We start from the raw sequence: 16,417 nt of genomic DNA on the forward strand, positions 1-16,417 counted from the left end.
GCACCAAGAATGCCATGGGACGCATCAACCGACGAGGGCCAGGCTACCCCACGCGAACAGCAGACCGATCAGGCCCCCGGCCAGCACGTCGCTGGCATAGTGCAGGCCCAGGCCGACCCGGGAGAGGGCAATCAGTGCGACCAGTGGCACCAGCCAGGGGGCCAGCCACGGCAGGTGGCTTGCGGTCAGCACCAGGAACATCACCGCATGCATGGTGTGACCGCTGGGGAAGCTGTAGCGGTCCCTGGCCGGTGCCTGTCGACTGACGTTGCCGATGAAGGTGATGAAGGGGCGTTCGCGACACAGTCGCGTCTTGAGCAGCCGATAGACGCCGATCGCAAGCAGTGCGGTGAACGAGTACTGGAGCAGGTATTGCCAGCCTTTCTCCGGTTGCAGCAGGGGCTGGACAGCGATCAGCACCACCCAGGCCGGCCAGTCACCCAGGTGACTGGCGAGACGCAGGGTGTTCAGCCAGGGGCGGTAGAGGTTGTAGCGGCCCAGGCGTCGACAGAGATGCCACTCGAACAGGTCGAGGCGTTCAAACACGGCAGGGGCGAGCGGTCTCATGGCGTTTCTCCCGGGCATACTCGAGGGTGGAGAGGAAGCTGTCGGCGATCGCGGGCCAAGTGTAGTCGAGGGCTCTCCGGCGAGCGGCTCGTCCCAGCTGAGCCCAGCGGGCGGGGTGCTGGCAGAGCGCCACGGCGGCCTCGCGGAAGCCCGCTTCGTCGCCGGCGGCAACCGAGAGGCCATTGTGTCCGTCGTCGATCACCTCGGCGCCGGCGGCGTGGCGAAAGGCAACCACCCCCAGGCCGCTGGCCATCGCCTCCAGCAGTACGTTGCCCCAGGTTTCCGACAGCGAGGGAAACAGGAATAGGTCGGCGCTGGCATAGTGACGAGCCAGCAACTCGGGGGAGACGAAGCCGGCGAAATGGGCCTCCGGCAGGCTGCGCTCCAGGCTGCGCCGGGAGGGGCCGTCGCCGACGATGACCAGGCGCAGCTCGGGGTGAGCGGCGCGCATCGCCTGGAAACTGTCACGCAGCAGGTCGAGGTTCTTCTCGGGCGCGAGTCGGCCGACATGGAGTGCCACCGGAGTATGCGGGCCCGCGCCCCAGCGCCGTCGCAGGGTCTCGTCGCGGTAGCCCGGAGTGAAGCGCGTGCCATCGATACCCCGGGCCATGCAGCGCAGGTCCTGGAAGCCACGGCGGCGCAGGTCATCGGCCTGGGTGCGGGTCGGCACCAGGGTCGCCGCACAGCGGTTGTGGAAGGTGCGCAGGCGGGCCTCCACCAGCGGTGCCAGCCAGGGCATGCCGTAGTCCCGGCAGTAGTGGTCGAAGTTGGTGTGCCAGCCCGCGACCACGGGCAGGCCGAGGCGGCGAGCGGCCTGCTGGGCGGACCAGCCCAGCGGTCCCTGGGTCGCCAGGTAGACCACATCGGGTGGCGACTCTCGCCACCGCCGGGTGATGCGGCGCGCGGCGGGAAGGCCGAAGCGAACCTGGCGATAACCGGGCACGGCCAGGCCCGGGACCTGGAGTTCTCCCGCCAGGCCCTCGGCGGCGCCGGGCACCGGCGGGCGTGGGCGGACCAGCTCCAGGCGGTGGCCGCGGCCGAGCAGTTCACGGCTCAGCTGTGCCAGGGTGTGGGCGACACCGTTGATCTCGGGCGTCCAGGTCTCGCTGACCAGGCAGATGCGCATCTCCATCCTCGTCGCAGGCGGGCGTGTGCCCGATTGTCGTCAAGGATGGTGGCGGTCGATGACAGCTCGGCGACAGGCGCGTTAAGCGCCCATGTCAGCGCAGCACGCCGCGAGGATTCACTGGCTTGCCACCGTGGCGGAGGTCGAACAGCAGGTCGTGGCGTTCGGTGGCGTTGCTGTACCCCACCTCGCAGAGGGCCTCGCCTTGCGCCACTGACTGGCCATTCTCCACCAGCAGTCGCTCACAGAGGGCATAGACGCTCTGCAGGTTGTCGGGGTGGTGGACGATCACCACCTTGCCCAGCTGGCGCATGCTGCCGGCATAGCGCACCTCGCCGGCCGCTACGGCCTTGGCCCGAGCGCCTCGTTCCGTGGCCAGCAGCATCGGCTGCAGGGTGCCTCGGCTGTCGGTGCCGTAGGGACGCACGATGCGATAGTCGTCCAATGGCCAGGGCCAGCGGCGGGCCGAGCTCGGCAGGTCGCCCGGATCGGGCAGGCTGGCGCGGCGGCCGGGTGCCGCGCTGCTCGAGCTCGAATTGCTGCTTGCCGTGTTCCGGGAGTCGCTGCGGGAAGTGCCCGTGGCCAGGGGCACGCTTATCAGCTGGCCGACCTCGAGGCGGGTGGGCTCGACGCCCGGGTTGGCGGCCTGGATGCGCGAGGCACGGGTGTGGAAGCGCCGGGCGATGCTCGAGTAGGTGTCCCCGGGGCGCACCTGATAGCGGTAGGGCCCCCGGTATGGTGCACGCTCACGCTGGGTCGGCATCAACAGGCGCTGACCCACCTCCAGGCGTCTGGCGTCGACATCCGGATTGAAGCGCTGCAGGCGCTCCAGGGGCACGCCCGCACGGCTCGCCAGCTCGCCCAGGGTGTCGCCACGTTGCACACTGACCCAGCCGCCGAGACGGGAGGCCTCGGCCGCATCCCGTGTGGTCCTCTCCGACGGCTGCGAGGCACAGCCGGTCAGCATCAGCAGCAGGGCGATCAGAAGTGCGAGAGCCGCTCGTCCTTTTGGTGCCAAAGCGCATTGATCCATGAGTGGAAGCGTTCCTTGTCGCTGGCATTATCCTGATAGTTGCCGCCTAGCATCCAGTCCTCGACCGGCAGGAGACGGGCATGCATCACGATGCGACCCTCGCGGCCGCACAGGTAGCCCCAGAAGGTGGGGCGCGGATTGTCATAGTGGAGGGAGACATCGAGGATGCCTGCGAGCTGGTCGCCGAGCAGATTGAGGACCTGGGCTACACCACCGGCGCGGGGCCTGAGCAGATGCCGATAGGGCGAGTCCTGGGCGGCGTGCTTGGCGGGAGTGAAGCGGGTGCCCTCGACGAAATTGAAGATGGCGATGGGCATCTCCCGGGCGCGTTGGCACATGCGTTCCGTGGCCTCCTGGTCGCGACGGGCGAGGTGGGGGTGGCGGGCGCGCTGCTCGGCGTTCATGCGGCGCATGAAGGGGAACTCCAGGGCCCACCAGGCCAGCCCCACGATGGGGACCCAGATCAGCTGTCGCTTGAGGAAGAAGCGGGGCATGGGGATGCGCCGGTGCAGGGCGAAGAACAGCACGAAGATGTCGGTCCAGCTGCGATGGTTGGAGAGCACCAGCCAGCCGTGCTGGCGCGAGATGCCCTCCGGTAGCTCGATCTCCAAGCGTGGCTTCAGCCAGTGTCGCATCCACCACAGGTTGAGTCCGATCCAGTTGAGGGCGATCGCATTGAGTACCCTGAGCACCGCCAGGCGCAGGCGGTGCCCGGGGGTGATCAGTTTCACCAGTGTCATCAGCAGCAGGGGCAGGCCCCACAGCAGGGTGGTCAGGGTGAGCAGCAGCAGGCTGACGATGCCCCGGAGGGTCGACATGCGGGTCTCCATTGGTGGCCGGGGGAATGTCGGCAATGCTAAAGGATCGCCCGACGCCTGCCCAGCGCCTGGGACCAACGTGCGTGGCTCACCGGCCCGCGAGGAGCCCGGCGGTGGCCTCCTGAGTCGCCACGATCACCTCCTTCAGGGCCAGGGCCGCGGTAGAGAGTTCGCCGTGGGTGAGGATGCCCACGGCGCGCTGGATGGTGGGGGCCTCCAGCGTCAGGCAGCGGGCACCGAGCTCCTCCATCTGGCCGCGACACAACGAGGGCACGGCGCTGACACCCAGGCCGCTCGCCACCATGCGCCCTACGGTCGCGAGCTGGTGGCTCTCGAAGGCGGCGGGCAGTGCCATGCCTTCCGTTTCCAGCTGCTGCTCGAGCAGGCGGCGTACCATGGAGGGGCGCTGCAGGGCTATGAAGTCGTGGGTCAGCAGCATCTCCCAGCCCAGCGAAGTGTGTCCGGCCAGCAGCGAGCGCGGTGGAACCACGGCGACAAAGCGGTCGCTGAACAGGGGAGTGAAGGTGAGGCTACCCACGGCTTCGGGCTCGAAGGCGATGCCCAGCTCCACCTGGTCGTTGAGCACCATCTCGATCACCTGCTCGTTGATGACGTCATGTACGGTGATATTGATGCGCGGATAGTGCTGGCGAAACGCCATCAGTGCCGGCGGCAGCAGGTTGCCAGCGAAGGAGGGCATGGCGGCCACCCCGAGCCGCCCCATCTGCAAGGTGAAGCGTTGGCGCATCAGCTCCTCGGTGTTGTCCCACTCGGCCAGCAGCCGTTTGGCCAGCGGGACCAGCGACTCGCCTTCGGGCGTCAGGCGTACGCTGCGCGTGCTGCGTGTCAGCAGGCGCCCGCCCAGGCTCTCCTCGAGCCCCTTGATCGCCAGGCTCAGGGCCGGCTGGGAGAGGTGCAGGCGCTCGCATGCCTGGGTAAAACTCAGGGCGCTGGCCACGGCGAGAAAGGCGCGAAGCTGCTTGACGGTCATGATGTTTACCGGAAGTGGATGTGCGACCAAGGTCTAATTAATCAGGTTTTACGATCAAACGATAAGAAAAACAAACTTAACAAATATATCCCTCACCCCAACACTAGGGCAACGAGTCTTCCGCAGACCCGCTATTCTTCCCGAGTACTTCAGTCCACAACAACATGAGGCGCCCTATGGCCGGATTCGACAAGCGCGTTAATTCCTATGCAGAGGCGATGGAAGGCATCGAGAGCGGCATGACTGTCGCCGCCGGTGGCTTCGGCCTGTGTGGCATCCCCGAGAACCTGATCGCCGAGATCAAGCGGCGCGGCGTGAAGGACCTCACCGTGATCTCCAACAACTGCGGCGTGGATGGCTTCGGCCTGGGCCTGCTGCTGGAGGACAAGCAGATCTCGCGTATCTATGCCTCCTACGTGGGTGAGAACGCCCTCTTCGAGCAGCAGATGCTCAACAACGAGATCGAGGTGATCCTGACTCCCCAGGGCACCCTGGCCGAGAAGATGCGCGCCGGTGGTGCCGGCATTCCCGCCTTCTATACCGCCACGGGCTACGGTACCCCCATCGGCGAGGGCAAGGAGGTGCGCGAGTTCAACGGTCGCCCGCACATCCTCGAGGAGGCGTTCCACGCCGACTTCGCCATCGTCAAGGGCTGGAAGGCCGACCGTTACGGCAACGTGGTCTACCGTGATACCGCCCAGAACTTCAATCCGATGGCGGCCACCTGCGGCAGGATCACCGTGGTCGAGGTCGAGGAGATCGTCGAGCCGGGCGAGCTGAAGCCCGACCAGATCCACACCCCGGGGATCTACGTCGATCGCATCATCCAGGGCTCCTTCGAGAAGCGCATCGAGAAGCGCACCGTGCGCGAGGCGTGATCTCCTCGCAGCAAGCGTTTCTCACCGATCGTTTCTTACCGAACAAAGAGGCAACAAGATGGCACTGACTCGCGAACAGATGGCAATGCGCGTGGCGCGCGAACTCGAGGATGGCTTCTACGTCAACCTGGGCATCGGCATCCCGACCCTGGTGGCCAACTATATCCCCGACGGCATCGACGTGATGCTGCAGTCCGAGAATGGTCTGCTGGGCATGGGGCGCTTCCCCACCGAGGAGGAAGTCGACCCGGACATGATCAATGCCGGCAAGCAGACGGTCACCGCCCGTCCCGGTGCGGCGATCTTCTCCTCGGCCGAATCCTTCGCCATGATCCGTGGCGGCCACGTCGACCTGACCGTGCTGGGGGCCTTCGAGGTCGACCAGAACGGCAACATCGCCTCCTGGATGATCCCCGGCAAGCTGATCAAGGGCATGGGCGGCGCCATGGACCTGGTGGCCGGCGCCGAGAACATCATCTGCACCATGACCCACGCCTCCAAGCATGGCGAGTCCAAGCTGCTTGAGAGCTGCAACCTGCCGCTGACCGGCGCCGGCTGCATCAATCGAGTGCTGACCGACCTCGCCTACCTGGAGATCAAGGACGGCGCCTTCCACCTCAAGGAGCGCGCTCCGGGGGTCTCCGTCGAGGAGATCAAGTCGCTGACGGCAGGCAAGCTGGTGGTGCCCGACCACGTCCCTGAGATGACCTTCGACTGATATCGCGCCTTGCCCGATCTCGCCGCGGCCCGGACGTCATGCGTCCGGGCCGCGTGCGTTAGAGGAGATGTGACTCAAGGGTGGTGATTTTATGACCATGGCGCCGGCGGGCCGATGGTCCGGGGCAGAAGCGCCAATGTTGCACAGCGTTATCCACAGATTCTGTGGATGGCTGCTCAGGAGAGTTCGCAGCGGGTGTGGTGAGGCAGCAGCAGTTCGACCACGCGCTCCTGATGCGCGCTCACCGACTTCTGCACCAGCGCGATACCGCCGGTCTCGACACGGTGCTCGTCGCCTTCGGCGAAGGGCAGGCGCCGTGATCCCGAAGGGTAGAAGCGGTAGTCGACCAGTGGCGAGATGGGGAAGAGACCGTGATGGCGGTCGTCGGTGCCGGCGAATCCGGCCTCCTCCATGCGCCCGTGCAGGTCGTCCAGGCTGGCCTCTAGATGCCGACAGTCGTAGCCGACATGGTGCAGGCGCGGTCCGTTGACGGCCAGCAGGGCGGCCAGGGGATGGGCCTGGTGCAGGGCCTGGTAGTCCTCCCAGTCCGGCATCGGCCAGGGACGCCCCCGGCACAGGCGGTTGGGGCCGCGGTGGGCAGCCTCGGGAGCCTGGTTGACCAGCGCCTCGAGCAGTGCCCGGGGTTGTCTCGCCAGGGTGCCCATCTGCAGTTCGGCGACGGCCAGCCAGGGGCCATCACCCGGTGGTGCCAGCAGGTTGACCAGCAGGCCGCGATCGGCCATGGCATGGCGGTGCCGGACCCGGAAGCCGAAACGCTCGAGTGCAGGCAGCAGGGCATCCATGCCGTGGTGGCGATGATTGAGGGTCAGCAGGGCCAGATATTCGACCGGAGCATCCAGCGGCCAGAGGCGCAGGCCGCCGATCTCGGGGTACTGATGAACGAAATCCAGCCACAGCTGCTGAATGAACTCTTCCCTCTGCATTGAAAGCGCTTCCCTTGTCGTCGTGACTGGCGGGAAGTATAGGCATCGGCGTCAAGGGACCTTTCAACGCCAGGACTACGCTTGCGAGGGGGGCCGGCGTCAGTGGGCCTGGGCTGCAGACAGCAGGCCGTGCTTGCGTACGTACTGATCGAATTCGGAGAAGCCGCCGATCGGGGTGGCGTCGAGGAACACCTGGGGCACGGTGTGCACGGTCTGGCCCACCTTCTGGGTCAGGTCGGCCTTGGTCAACCCCTCGGCATGCATGTCGATATAGCGAAACCCTTCTATGGCCCCGGAGGCCTCCAGGCGCTGGGCGAGGTCCTTGGCAAACACGCAGAAGGGGCAGCCGGGTCGGCCGTAGATGGTGACGAACATGGGCTCTCCTTGGCGCCTTGGGCGCTGGTTGGAACAAAGATGGCTATTGTCCGTGATAGCGGACGCCCTGGCCAATAGGCCCTGGCGAGCCGGGCCATTGCCCGCCGCTATGGATAGTCAGCCGCTGTGCTTCAGGGCGTGTCCAGTTCGCCGGCATCGGCACGCCGTAACAGTTCACCCAGTTCGGCGTGGATGCCCGGGCTCGAGGCAAGCAGGTTCTCGCCGTAGAGTGCCTCGGGGATGCCCTCGGGGCAGGGGTAGAGGTGACCCGTGCGGGCGCCGGCCTCCCTGGCGATCAGCCAGCCGGCCGCAAAGTCCCACGGCGAGACGCTCTCGTAGTAGGCGTCCAGTCGGCCGCAGGCGACATTGCACAGATCGAGTGCCGCGGAACCATTGCGGCGCACATCCTGGCAGTGATCGAGCACCGCGGCCAGGCGGCGCATCAGTGGCGGTCGGCTGTCGCGGCGGTAGGGAAAGCCGGTGGCGACCAGGCTGCGACTCAGGTCCTGGCGGCGACTGGCGTGGATCGTCTCGCCGTTGCGCCAGGCCCCCTCGCCGTGGATCGCGGTATAGGTCTCGCCCAGGAAGGGGGCGTGGACCACGCCGATGCGCGCCTCGCCATGCTCCAGCCAGGCGATGGAGACCGCCACATGGGCGAGGCCATGGGCGAAATTGACGGTACCATCGATGGGGTCGACCACCCACAGGGGGCCCTCCACGGCCAGCGCACTGCGATCGGGGGCGAGCTCCTCGCTGAGGCGTGCCTCCCCCGGGAAGGCGGCCTCCAGGCGTTCGCCGATCCGCCGGTCAACCGCCACGTCAATATCGGTCACCAGCTCCTCGCCGCCCTTGTAGCGATGGCCGAAGTCCCGGCCATGGCGGGCAGCGCGGATCTGCTCCCCTGCTTCCAGGGCGATCTCCAGGGCAAGCTGCAGGCGTTGGTTGTCGGTCATGGTGGACTCCCTCTGATTGGGCTGGACTGGTCGGATCCGGCATGGCGCGTGTCGATAGCCTAGCAGGTCGCCGATCGGGCGCCGACGGCTACTGGGCCCGGCGGCCCGCTGCGCCTATACTGGCGCCGCCCGACATCGTGGAGAGACTCATGCATGCCCTGACTCCGGATCAGTATCAGCGCCTGCGGCGGCTTGCCGAGGCCTGGACCGCCAGCCACCTGCGCGAGTCCAAGTCGCTGCCCCATTTCAATCCGCGGCTGGCCGCCGATGCGCTCTGTTTCCAGTGCTATCGCCTGCCCGAGCACGGCGAGCAGCTGGTGGGTGCTCTGGTCACACCGGTATCGCTGTGGCTGGTGATGCTGCCCGCCGACGAGGCCGAGCCCCTGCCTGCCGCCGGGGAGCGCTGCACGCTGTCGCTGCCCTCGGGGAGCTACCCCATGGAGGCGGTGGCGCTGGGTGAGTCGCTCGGCTGCTGGCGCCTGGTGCTGCTCGATGACCTCGCCGATGTCGCCACGCGACAGGACGCCAGCCGTCTCGCCCAGCAGCTGATGGAGCGGGTGATGGCTCCCGCCCAGGAGCCCGGGGAAGCCTCCCCGCGCGGAGAGTGATGCGCCACCTCGCCGAGGTGGCGCGACATGCCGCCATCCCCTTATGCTGGTGGCTCCGCGTGCTTACACAATCTACATCAACAAGGAGTCGCCAATGTCAGCGTCCGTCACCCCCCGCGTCGCCCTCGTCACCGGTACCAGCAGCGGTATCGGCGAGGCGGTGGTGCGTCACTTCTGCCAATTGGGTCATCAGGTACTGGCGGTAGACTTCAATCCCGCGGGGCGCGAGGTGGCCGAGGAGGCCGGCGCCAGTTTCTTCCAGGCCGACCTCACAGACGGTGAAGCCTGCAAGGCTGCCGTTGCCGAGGCGATCAAGCGTTTCGGGCGCGTGGATATCCTGGTCAACAATGCCGGCGTCCAGCACGTCTCGCCGATCGAGGAGTTTCCCGAGGCGAAGTGGCGCCAGATCATCGACCTGATGCTGACCGCGCCCTTCTTGCTCACCCAGGCAGCCTGGCCCTCCATGCGCGAGAATGGCTGGGGACGAATCGTCAACATCGCCTCGGTACATGCCCAGGTGGCATCGCCGGGCAAGTCGGCCTATATCAGTGCCAAGCATGGAATGATCGGCCTGACCAAGACCGCGGCGCTGGAGGGTGGCGCCCAGGGCATCACCGCCAATGCCATCTGCCCCGCCTACGTGAAGACGCCGCTGGTGGACAACCAGATCGCCGACCAGGCCAAGCTGCACGGCATGCAGGAGCAGGAGGTGATCGAGCAGATCATGCTCAAGAACGCTGCCGTCAAGCGCCTGATCGAGCCAAGCGAGGTCGCCGAACTGGTGGCCTACCTGGCCTCCGACGCCGCCGGCGCCGTCACCGGGGCCAGCTGGAACATCGATCTGGGGTGGACGGCGCAATAACCGGGCTTCGCCCGGAGCTGTAAGCTTGAAGCTGTAAGATAAACCGCATGCCGTAAGCTGAGGTGCCTAAAATCCTGGCTTACGGCTTACGGCTTACGGCTTACGGCTTACGGCTTACGGCTTACGGCTTACGGCTTACCGCCGCACCGGCCGCTTCTGCAGCTTGCGCTGCAGGGTGCGGCGGTGCATGCCCAGGGCACGGGCAGTGGCGGAGATATTGCCGTCGTGCTCCTGCAGCACCTTCTGGATATGCTCCCAGGCGATACGGTTGATTGAGGGGGGCTGGTCGGCCACCTCGATCTGGGGGTCGCCATCATCCTTGTCGAAGGCGGCCAGCACCTCGTCGGCATCGGCCGGCTTGCACAGGTAGTTGACAGCTCCCAGCTTGATCGCCTCCACGGCCGTGGCGATGCTGGAGTAGCCGGTCAGGATCACTACCCGGCACTCCGGCACCACCTCCAGCAGTTCGGGCAGTAGCTTGAGCCCCGATTCATGCTCCAGCTTGAGGTCGAGGGTGGCCAGGGTGGGGCGATGCTGGCGGGCCAGGGAGAGCGCCTCCTGGGCGTCCCGGGCGACCACCACCTCGTAACCGCGGCGAGTCATGGCGCGGTCAAGCACGTGGCAGAACATCTCGTCGTCGTCGATGATCAGCAGGCGTTCGGGTGTGTCTTGCATGGGTCACTCGCTCGGGTGGTGGGTGGGCTCATTCGGCGGCGGGACTGCGCGGCAGCACCACCTCGGTCAGTGTGCCACCCTCCGGGTGGTTGTAGAGGCTGACGCCGCCGCCGAAGCGGTTGATGGTGGCATGGGTCAGGAACAGGCCGATGCCCATCCCCTTGCTCTTGGTGGAGACGAAGGTCTCGCCCAGTTGGTCGGCGATCGACAGTGCCACACCGGGCCCGTGGTCGCGGATGTCGATGATCACCTCATCGTCCTGCCAGTCCAGGCTGATGGCGATGTCGTCGGGGTTGGCGTCAGCGGCGTTGTTGAGCAGGTTGGTCAGTGCCTGCTCCAGGGTCGTATCCACCGCCAGCCAGGGGCGGTTGCGATGTTCCGCCACCGTCATGTGATGGCTGACATCCGGGCGCAGCACCAGCCAGCGCTGGACCACCCCGGCCAGCCATACCTCGGCATCGGTAATCTGCGGTTCACCCATGCGGCGGCGGTCGGCACTCTCCACCAGCTGCTGCAGCCGTGTCTTGCAGGTATCCACCTGCTGGCGCAGCAGCTCGATATCCTTCTGCAGCATGGGGTTGTCCTCGGCCTCCGCGCGCATCTCCGAAAGCAGTACCGCCATGGTGGAGAGGGGGGTGCCCAGCTCGTGGGCGGTGCCGGCGGCCTGGGTGGCCACGGCAAGTACCTGCTCGTTGCGCAGTGCGGCCTCGCGGGTCCGCGACAGCGCCTGCTCGCGGTTGCGCAGGGCGTGGGCCATCTTGTAGATGAAGAAGGTCACCAGGCCTGCCGAGAGGGCGAAGTTGAGCCACATGCCGAGCACGTGCAGGTTCAGGCCACCGCTCGACCCGTGAGCGCCGGTCAACTGGGGGACCGGCTGATGGAAGGCCAGCAGCGTGCTGTAGCCGAGCATGGAGGTGGCGGCGATGATCCAGGCGCAGCGCCAGGGTAGGGTGGCGGCGGCGATGGTCACCGGCACCAGGTAGTAGGTGATGAAGGGGTTGCTGGCGCCGCCGGTGAAATAGAAGAGCAGGGTCAGGCCGGCAACGTCGGCCAGCAGGTGGAGCAGGTACTCGCCATCGGTGACGGCGCGGTGGCGGCCCAGGCGCCACCACGTCGCGAGGTTGATCACCGCCATCACCAGCACCACACCGATCACCGCGGTTACCTGGAGTTCGAAGCCCAGCACCTCGACCCCGAGGATGATGGCGGCGAGGAAGCCGGTCCAGGTGATGCCACGCACAATGGTCAGGCGCACCAGGTTGCGGTTGGGGGTGGAGAGCGGCAGTGGCTGCGTGGTGGGCATAGTGGCTCCTTCTCGACTGCCCCATGATAGCGCGCCTGCGCCGCGGGGTGGTGTGTCCCACCTACATTTCGGCCCGGCGAGGGCGTAGAATACCCGCCAAACTCCTCTCTCGGCCCTGCACGGCCCCGTTCGAGCATCGGGTCGAGAACCAATTGGCGAACCCAACGCATGTCAGACCAGAAACAGGCCCATGAGACCGGGCTTCGGCGCACCTTTGCGATCATCTCGCACCCGGATGCCGGCAAGACGACCATCACCGAGAAGATGCTGCTGTTCGGCAATGCCATCCAGATGGCCGGCTCGGTGAAGAGCAAGCGCAACGACCGCCACGCCACCTCCGACTGGATGAAGATGGAGCAGGAGCGCGGCATCTCGGTGACCACCTCGGTGATGCAGTTCCCCTACGGTGGACGCATCGTCAATCTGCTCGACACGCCCGGCCACGAGGACTTCTCCGAGGACACCTACCGCACCCTGACCGCGGTGGATTCGGCGTTGATGGTGATTGACGGGGCCAAGGGCGTCGAGGCGCGGACCATCAAGCTGATGGAGGTCTGTCGCCTGCGTACCACGCCGATCCTCACCTTCATCAACAAGATGGACCGTGACATCCGCGATCCCATCGAGGTGATGGACGAGGTCGAGGAGGTGCTCAATATCCAGTGCGCGCCGATGACCTGGCCGATCGGTATGGGGCGTCACTTCAGGGGTGTCTACCATCTCTATAACGACACCATCCACCTCTATACCCAGGGGCAGGGCAGCCGCATTCCCGATGACAAGCGCATCGAGGGGCTCGACAACCCCGAGGTGGACGCGGTGCTCGGCGAGGAGCAGGCCGAGGAGTTGCGCATGGAGGTGGAGCTGGTGCGCGGGGCGTCCCATGAGTTCGACCACGAGGCCTACCTGCGCGGTGAACTCTCGCCGGTCTACTTCGGTACCGCCATGGGCAACTTCGGGGTGCGCGAGATGCTCGACGGCTTCGTCGAATATGCGCCGCCGCCGCAGCCCCGCGAGACCGACACGCGAACCGTGGAGGCCGAGGATGGCCGATTTACCGGCTTCGTGTTCAAGATCCAGGCCAACATGGATCCCAATCACCGCGACCGTATCGCCTTCCTGCGCGTCTGTTCTGGAAAATACGAGAAGAACATGAAGATGCGCCATGTTCGCATCGGCAAGGACGTCAAGATCGCCGATGCCCTGACCTTCATGGCCTCGGACCGCGCCCAGGTGGAGGAGGCCTGGCCCGGTGACATCATCGGCCTGCACAACCACGGCACCATCCAGATCGGTGACACCTTCACCCAGGGCGAGGACATGCGTTTCACCGGCATCCCGCACTTCGCGCCGGAGTTGTTCAAGCGCGTGCGCCTCAAGGACCCGCTGAAGATGAAGGCACTCCAGAAGGGCCTGCAGCAGCTTTCCGAGGAGGGGGCCACCCAGGTGTTCATGCCGCTGGACAACAACGACCTGATCCTCGGTGCGGTGGGTACCCTGCAGTTCGACGTGGTCGCCCACCGCCTCAAGGAGGAGTACAAGGTCGATTGTGTCTACGAGGGGGTGAACGTCAATACCGCGCGCTGGGTCTACTGCGACGATGCTCGCAAGCTCGAGGAGTTCAAGCGCAAGGCGAGCACCAACCTGGCCATCGATGGCGGCGGCTACCTGACCTATATCGCCCCCACGCGCGTGAATCTGCAAATGACCCAGGAGCGCTGGCCGGAGATCCGCTTCCAGCCCACCCGGGAGCATTGATACCCTGGCGATAAGTTGCTGCGTCGCTCGGGGCTGATCCGGCGGCGGGCCTTCGAGGAGGCGCTGTGAACCCATCCCTGGGCGCTACCGATGCCATCCCTGGCATAGGACCTCCTCTTCGACCCGCCCCCGGCGCTCCCTCGCTTCATACACGTAGCAAGGATACCTCTGCCTTGCGCCTTGATCCTTGTCGCTTGTCACTATGCTGATCGACGCCCACTGCCATCTGGATTTCTCCGACTTCGACGCCGACCGCGAGGCAGTGATCGAGCGGGCCCGGGCGGCGGGTGTGGCGCATTTCATCGTGCCGGGCACGACGCGCCGTCGCTGGGCCGGGGTGCTGGCGCTGGGCGTACGCGATGACGTCAGTGTCTGCCTGGGGCTGCATCCGTATTTCATGGAGGAGCACGCCGCGGGGGACATCGAGGCGCTTGCGCAGGTGCTGGATGCGAACCCGCAATCGGTGGCGGTGGGCGAGTGCGGCATCGACGCCCGCTTCGGCGACACCCTGGACGCCCAATGGCGGCTGTTCGACGCGCAGCTGCGTATTGCCAAGGCGCGCAAGCTGCCGGTGGTGATCCACTGCGTGCGGGCCAACGACCCGGTAGCCAAGCGGCTGCGCCAGCTCGACCTTCCCGCCGGCGGCCTGGTTCACGCCTTCGCCGGCTCCCCGCAGCAGGCCGGCAAGTTCCTCGACCTGGGGTTCGTGGTGGGGCTTGGCGGGGCGGTCACCTTCGATCGGGCCAAACGCCTGCAGCGGGCGGTGCAGAGCCTGCCCGATGACGGCTATGTACTGGAGACCGACAGTCCCGACATGCCTCTGGCTGGCCACCAGGGGGAGCGCAATGAACCCGCCCGAGTGGCCGAGGTATGCCGGGTCGTCGCCAGGCTGTGGGGGCAGGGTCCGGAGGCGGTGGCAGCGAACAGCACTGCCACCGCACGTCGCCTGTTTCGGCTATGACGCCGCCAGGCTCTCTGGGTCGAGGCGCTCGATGGGGTAGGGCAGCTGCAGCAGCTTGAGCTTCTGTCCGGCCACGTTCAGAGGGCCGATATCCTCCTTGGTGCTCAGCACCACCAGCACCTCTGCCTGGTCGTAGGCGTCGAGCTCGGTGGTGATCACCTCGCCCACTGCCTTGTCATTGGTGTCGAGGACGGGGCTGCCGATTTCCGGCAGTACGCTGCCGTCGAGCTGGCCACGCATCAACCGACGCTTTACCTGCCCCCGGAAGTGGGCGCGTGCCACCACCTCCTGGCCGGTGTAGCAGCCCTTCTTGAAGCTGATGCCGCCCAGCGCCTCCCAGTTGATCATCTGCGGCAGCAGGGCGTCGCGGTGGTGTGAGGTCAACCAGGCCAGACCCGCCTGGATATCGTGCAGGCACCAGACCGCATTGCCTGCCGGCGTGGCCTGCTTTGCCAGGGTCGGCCAGACCTCCGTCGCCCGCTCGGTTGGCAGGATGGCCAGCAGGCGCGGGCGGGGGCCGGGGTGTGCCAGCAGCTGGGTCTCGGCGTCGCCGGCCTGGTGCCAGATCGCCGGGGGGGCAATATCCAGGCGTACCTCGGCCAGTGCGGAGGCCTCCTGGCCGATCAGGCCGATCAGCGCCAGGTCATTTCGCGCTGTCAGCTCGACCTTGTAGAAGACGGCGAACTTCTTCAGGTGATCGGCCAGGGAGTCGACCAGGTCGCGGTGCAGGATCAGCCGGTAGTGGCCCTCGGCCACGCGTAGCAGTTGGGCATTGGCCAGCATCCGCCCCTTGGGGGTGCAGATCACCGTCAGTGGGGCGAAGTCGCCATCGACCAGATTGAGCTGGGCGCTCGCCTGGCCCTGCAGGAACTTCTCGGCATCGGCACCCACCACATCCAGCACTCCGAACTGCAGGAGCGGTGTCACCACCGTGGCATCCAGGGCCTGGCGTGCGGCATCCTGTGTGTCGAAGGTGATGCGGTCGTCGGCGAGCGTGCGTGCGCCCAGCTCGGTGATCCAGTCCTGCATGGGAAGCCTCGTCGTGTCAGGGAAAGGGTCGGGATACCCGGAGACATGCGGGCGCCGCCGCGACATTGCAACCGCTGCCGGCCCGGGTGGCCCATGCTAGACTCCCGGGTTCATCCATGCCAGGCAAGCCAGGAGTCACGTCATGGCCCACCAGTCGCTGAGTTTCGAGGGTGTCACCGACGCCGATCAGGTCAATCGCATCACCACCGCGTTGATGATGCTCGATGGCGTCGATAGCGCCGAGGTGGGGCGCCACGGCGCCGAGGTGGAGGGGCGCGCCCGGCGGGAGGCGATGATCAAGGCGATCGAGGCCCTGAGGCTACCGATCCAAGTCAGGTGAGCAGGGAGTATCCGTGTGAAGAAGACCATTGAGATCCAAAGCGTACGCAACCATATCTTCCGTCAGCGGGTCGAGCTCGACGGCTTCGAGGACCTGTTCGTGGATGTGCCGGAATCCTACGGCGGCGAGGGCGGTGCTCCCGACCCCCACGACTACTTCGATCTGTCGCTTGGGGCCTGCAAGGCGATCACCTCGATGATGTATGCGCGGCGCAAGAAGTGGCCCCTGGAGGGCATCAGCGTCAAGGTGCACCGCGATGACAGCGAGGAACGCCACGGCACCTACCGCCTCGACGTGGAGATGACCTTCCACGGCATCAGCGACCCGGAGCAGGTCGACCGCCTCGAGGAGATCAGCCACAAGTGCCCCATCCACCGGCTGATGACCAGCTCCACGGTGGAGGTGAGCACCCGAGCCGTGACCCCGGCCTGATCCGGGGCGTGATACCGAGCGGCGGCCGGGTCGGCCGCTGCCCCAA

The 16,417-nt window shown here is 66.4% G+C and carries 19 protein-coding genes; 8 read left to right on the forward strand and 11 right to left on the reverse strand.

What is annotated here, in order from left to right:
* Positions 1-24 precede the first annotated feature (24 nt).
* The 5 genes from ACJ7IV_RS07535 to ACJ7IV_RS07555 form a co-directional block, all read right to left on the reverse strand.
* Entirely contained in the window at positions 25-567 is a 543-nt protein-coding gene (locus ACJ7IV_RS07535; protein ID WP_483866448.1) for a phosphatase PAP2 family protein, read from the reverse strand.
* Entirely contained in the window at positions 539-1,693 is a 1,155-nt protein-coding gene (locus ACJ7IV_RS07540; protein WP_483866449.1) for a glycosyltransferase family 4 protein, read from the reverse strand. Before ACJ7IV_RS07540 ends, ACJ7IV_RS07535 begins: the two co-directional genes overlap by 29 nt.
* 94 nt (positions 1,694-1,787) lie before the next feature.
* Positions 1,788-2,711, reverse strand: a complete 924-nt coding sequence (locus ACJ7IV_RS07545) for a LysM peptidoglycan-binding domain-containing protein (protein WP_483866450.1) — start codon at positions 2,709-2,711, stop codon at positions 1,788-1,790.
* The gene (locus ACJ7IV_RS07550) at positions 2,675-3,544 is read right to left on the reverse strand and encodes an acyltransferase (RefSeq protein ID WP_483866451.1); all 870 of its coding nucleotides are present in this window, start codon (positions 3,542-3,544) and stop codon (positions 2,675-2,677) included. The genes ACJ7IV_RS07545 and ACJ7IV_RS07550 overlap by 37 nt, the downstream gene beginning before the upstream one ends.
* A gap of 88 nt (positions 3,545-3,632) precedes the next feature.
* Positions 3,633-4,535 (reverse strand): LysR family transcriptional regulator, encoded by a 903-nt coding sequence (locus ACJ7IV_RS07555; RefSeq protein WP_483866452.1) that lies wholly within the window; start codon positions 4,533-4,535, stop codon positions 3,633-3,635.
* A gap of 176 nt (positions 4,536-4,711) precedes the next feature.
* On the opposite strand from ACJ7IV_RS07555, the gene ACJ7IV_RS07560 reads away from it, so the two are divergent.
* Both ACJ7IV_RS07560 and ACJ7IV_RS07565 read left to right on the forward strand, forming a co-directional pair.
* Positions 4,712-5,413 (forward strand): CoA transferase subunit A, encoded by a 702-nt coding sequence (locus tag ACJ7IV_RS07560; RefSeq protein WP_483866453.1) that lies wholly within the window; start codon positions 4,712-4,714, stop codon positions 5,411-5,413.
* A gap of 58 nt (positions 5,414-5,471) precedes the next feature.
* Positions 5,472-6,131, forward strand: a complete 660-nt coding sequence (locus ACJ7IV_RS07565; RefSeq protein ID WP_161432189.1) for a CoA transferase subunit B — start codon at positions 5,472-5,474, stop codon at positions 6,129-6,131.
* A gap of 176 nt (positions 6,132-6,307) precedes the next feature.
* Here ACJ7IV_RS07565 and ACJ7IV_RS07570 read toward each other — a convergent pair whose 3' ends face one another.
* The 3 genes from ACJ7IV_RS07570 to ACJ7IV_RS07580 form a co-directional block, all read right to left on the reverse strand.
* Complete coding sequence (locus tag ACJ7IV_RS07570) at positions 6,308-7,075, reverse strand: VOC family protein (RefSeq protein ID WP_483866454.1); 768 nt, start codon at positions 7,073-7,075, stop codon at positions 6,308-6,310.
* Positions 7,076-7,174: 99 nt separating this feature from the next.
* Positions 7,175-7,450: a GrxA family glutaredoxin gene (locus ACJ7IV_RS07575; RefSeq protein ID WP_483866455.1), complete on the reverse strand. Its 276-nt coding sequence runs from the start codon at positions 7,448-7,450 to the stop codon at positions 7,175-7,177.
* A 131-nt stretch (positions 7,451-7,581) separates the two neighbouring features.
* On the reverse strand, positions 7,582-8,403 hold the full coding sequence (locus ACJ7IV_RS07580) for an inositol monophosphatase family protein (RefSeq protein WP_483866456.1): 822 nt from the start codon (positions 8,401-8,403) through the stop codon (positions 7,582-7,584).
* A gap of 149 nt (positions 8,404-8,552) precedes the next feature.
* Between ACJ7IV_RS07580 and hybE the strand changes: the two genes are divergently transcribed.
* Positions 8,553-9,011, forward strand: a complete 459-nt coding sequence (gene hybE / locus ACJ7IV_RS07585) for a [NiFe]-hydrogenase assembly chaperone HybE (protein WP_483866457.1) — start codon at positions 8,553-8,555, stop codon at positions 9,009-9,011.
* Between the two features lie 94 nt (positions 9,012-9,105).
* Entirely contained in the window at positions 9,106-9,873 is a 768-nt protein-coding gene (locus tag ACJ7IV_RS07590; protein ID WP_483866458.1) for a 3-hydroxybutyrate dehydrogenase, read from the forward strand.
* Between the two features lie 135 nt (positions 9,874-10,008).
* On the opposite strand, the gene ACJ7IV_RS07595 is transcribed toward ACJ7IV_RS07590, so the two are convergent.
* On the reverse strand, positions 10,009-10,548 hold the full coding sequence (locus ACJ7IV_RS07595; protein WP_213311556.1) for a response regulator: 540 nt from the start codon (positions 10,546-10,548) through the stop codon (positions 10,009-10,011).
* A gap of 28 nt (positions 10,549-10,576) precedes the next feature.
* Positions 10,577-11,851: an ATP-binding protein gene (locus tag ACJ7IV_RS07600; protein ID WP_483866459.1), complete on the reverse strand. Its 1,275-nt coding sequence runs from the start codon at positions 11,849-11,851 to the stop codon at positions 10,577-10,579.
* Between the two features lie 168 nt (positions 11,852-12,019).
* Between ACJ7IV_RS07600 and ACJ7IV_RS07605 the strand changes: the two genes are divergently transcribed.
* Both ACJ7IV_RS07605 and ACJ7IV_RS07610 read left to right on the forward strand, forming a co-directional pair.
* Positions 12,020-13,609 (forward strand): peptide chain release factor 3, encoded by a 1,590-nt coding sequence (locus ACJ7IV_RS07605; protein WP_161432181.1) that lies wholly within the window; start codon positions 12,020-12,022, stop codon positions 13,607-13,609.
* Between the two features lie 202 nt (positions 13,610-13,811).
* Positions 13,812-14,570: a TatD family hydrolase gene (locus ACJ7IV_RS07610; protein WP_483866560.1), complete on the forward strand. Its 759-nt coding sequence runs from the start codon at positions 13,812-13,814 to the stop codon at positions 14,568-14,570.
* Here ACJ7IV_RS07610 and ygfZ read toward each other — a convergent pair.
* Positions 14,565-15,599, reverse strand: a complete 1,035-nt coding sequence (ygfZ, locus tag ACJ7IV_RS07615) for a CAF17-like 4Fe-4S cluster assembly/insertion protein YgfZ (protein WP_483866460.1) — start codon at positions 15,597-15,599, stop codon at positions 14,565-14,567. The two genes, ACJ7IV_RS07610 and ygfZ, sit on opposite strands and share 6 nt — an antisense overlap.
* Before the next feature lie 142 nt (positions 15,600-15,741).
* Here ygfZ and ACJ7IV_RS07620 point away from each other — a divergent pair, with 142 nt between their 5' ends.
* Both ACJ7IV_RS07620 and ACJ7IV_RS07625 read left to right on the forward strand, forming a co-directional pair.
* On the forward strand, positions 15,742-15,939 hold the full coding sequence (locus tag ACJ7IV_RS07620; protein ID WP_161432179.1) for a hypothetical protein: 198 nt from the start codon (positions 15,742-15,744) through the stop codon (positions 15,937-15,939).
* 15 nt (positions 15,940-15,954) lie between these two features.
* Positions 15,955-16,371, forward strand: a complete 417-nt coding sequence (locus tag ACJ7IV_RS07625) for an OsmC family protein (RefSeq protein WP_483866461.1) — start codon at positions 15,955-15,957, stop codon at positions 16,369-16,371.
* The last annotated feature ends 46 nt before the right edge of the window (positions 16,372-16,417 follow it).

It is taken from the genome of Halomonas sp. C10-5 (assembly GCF_057169305.1).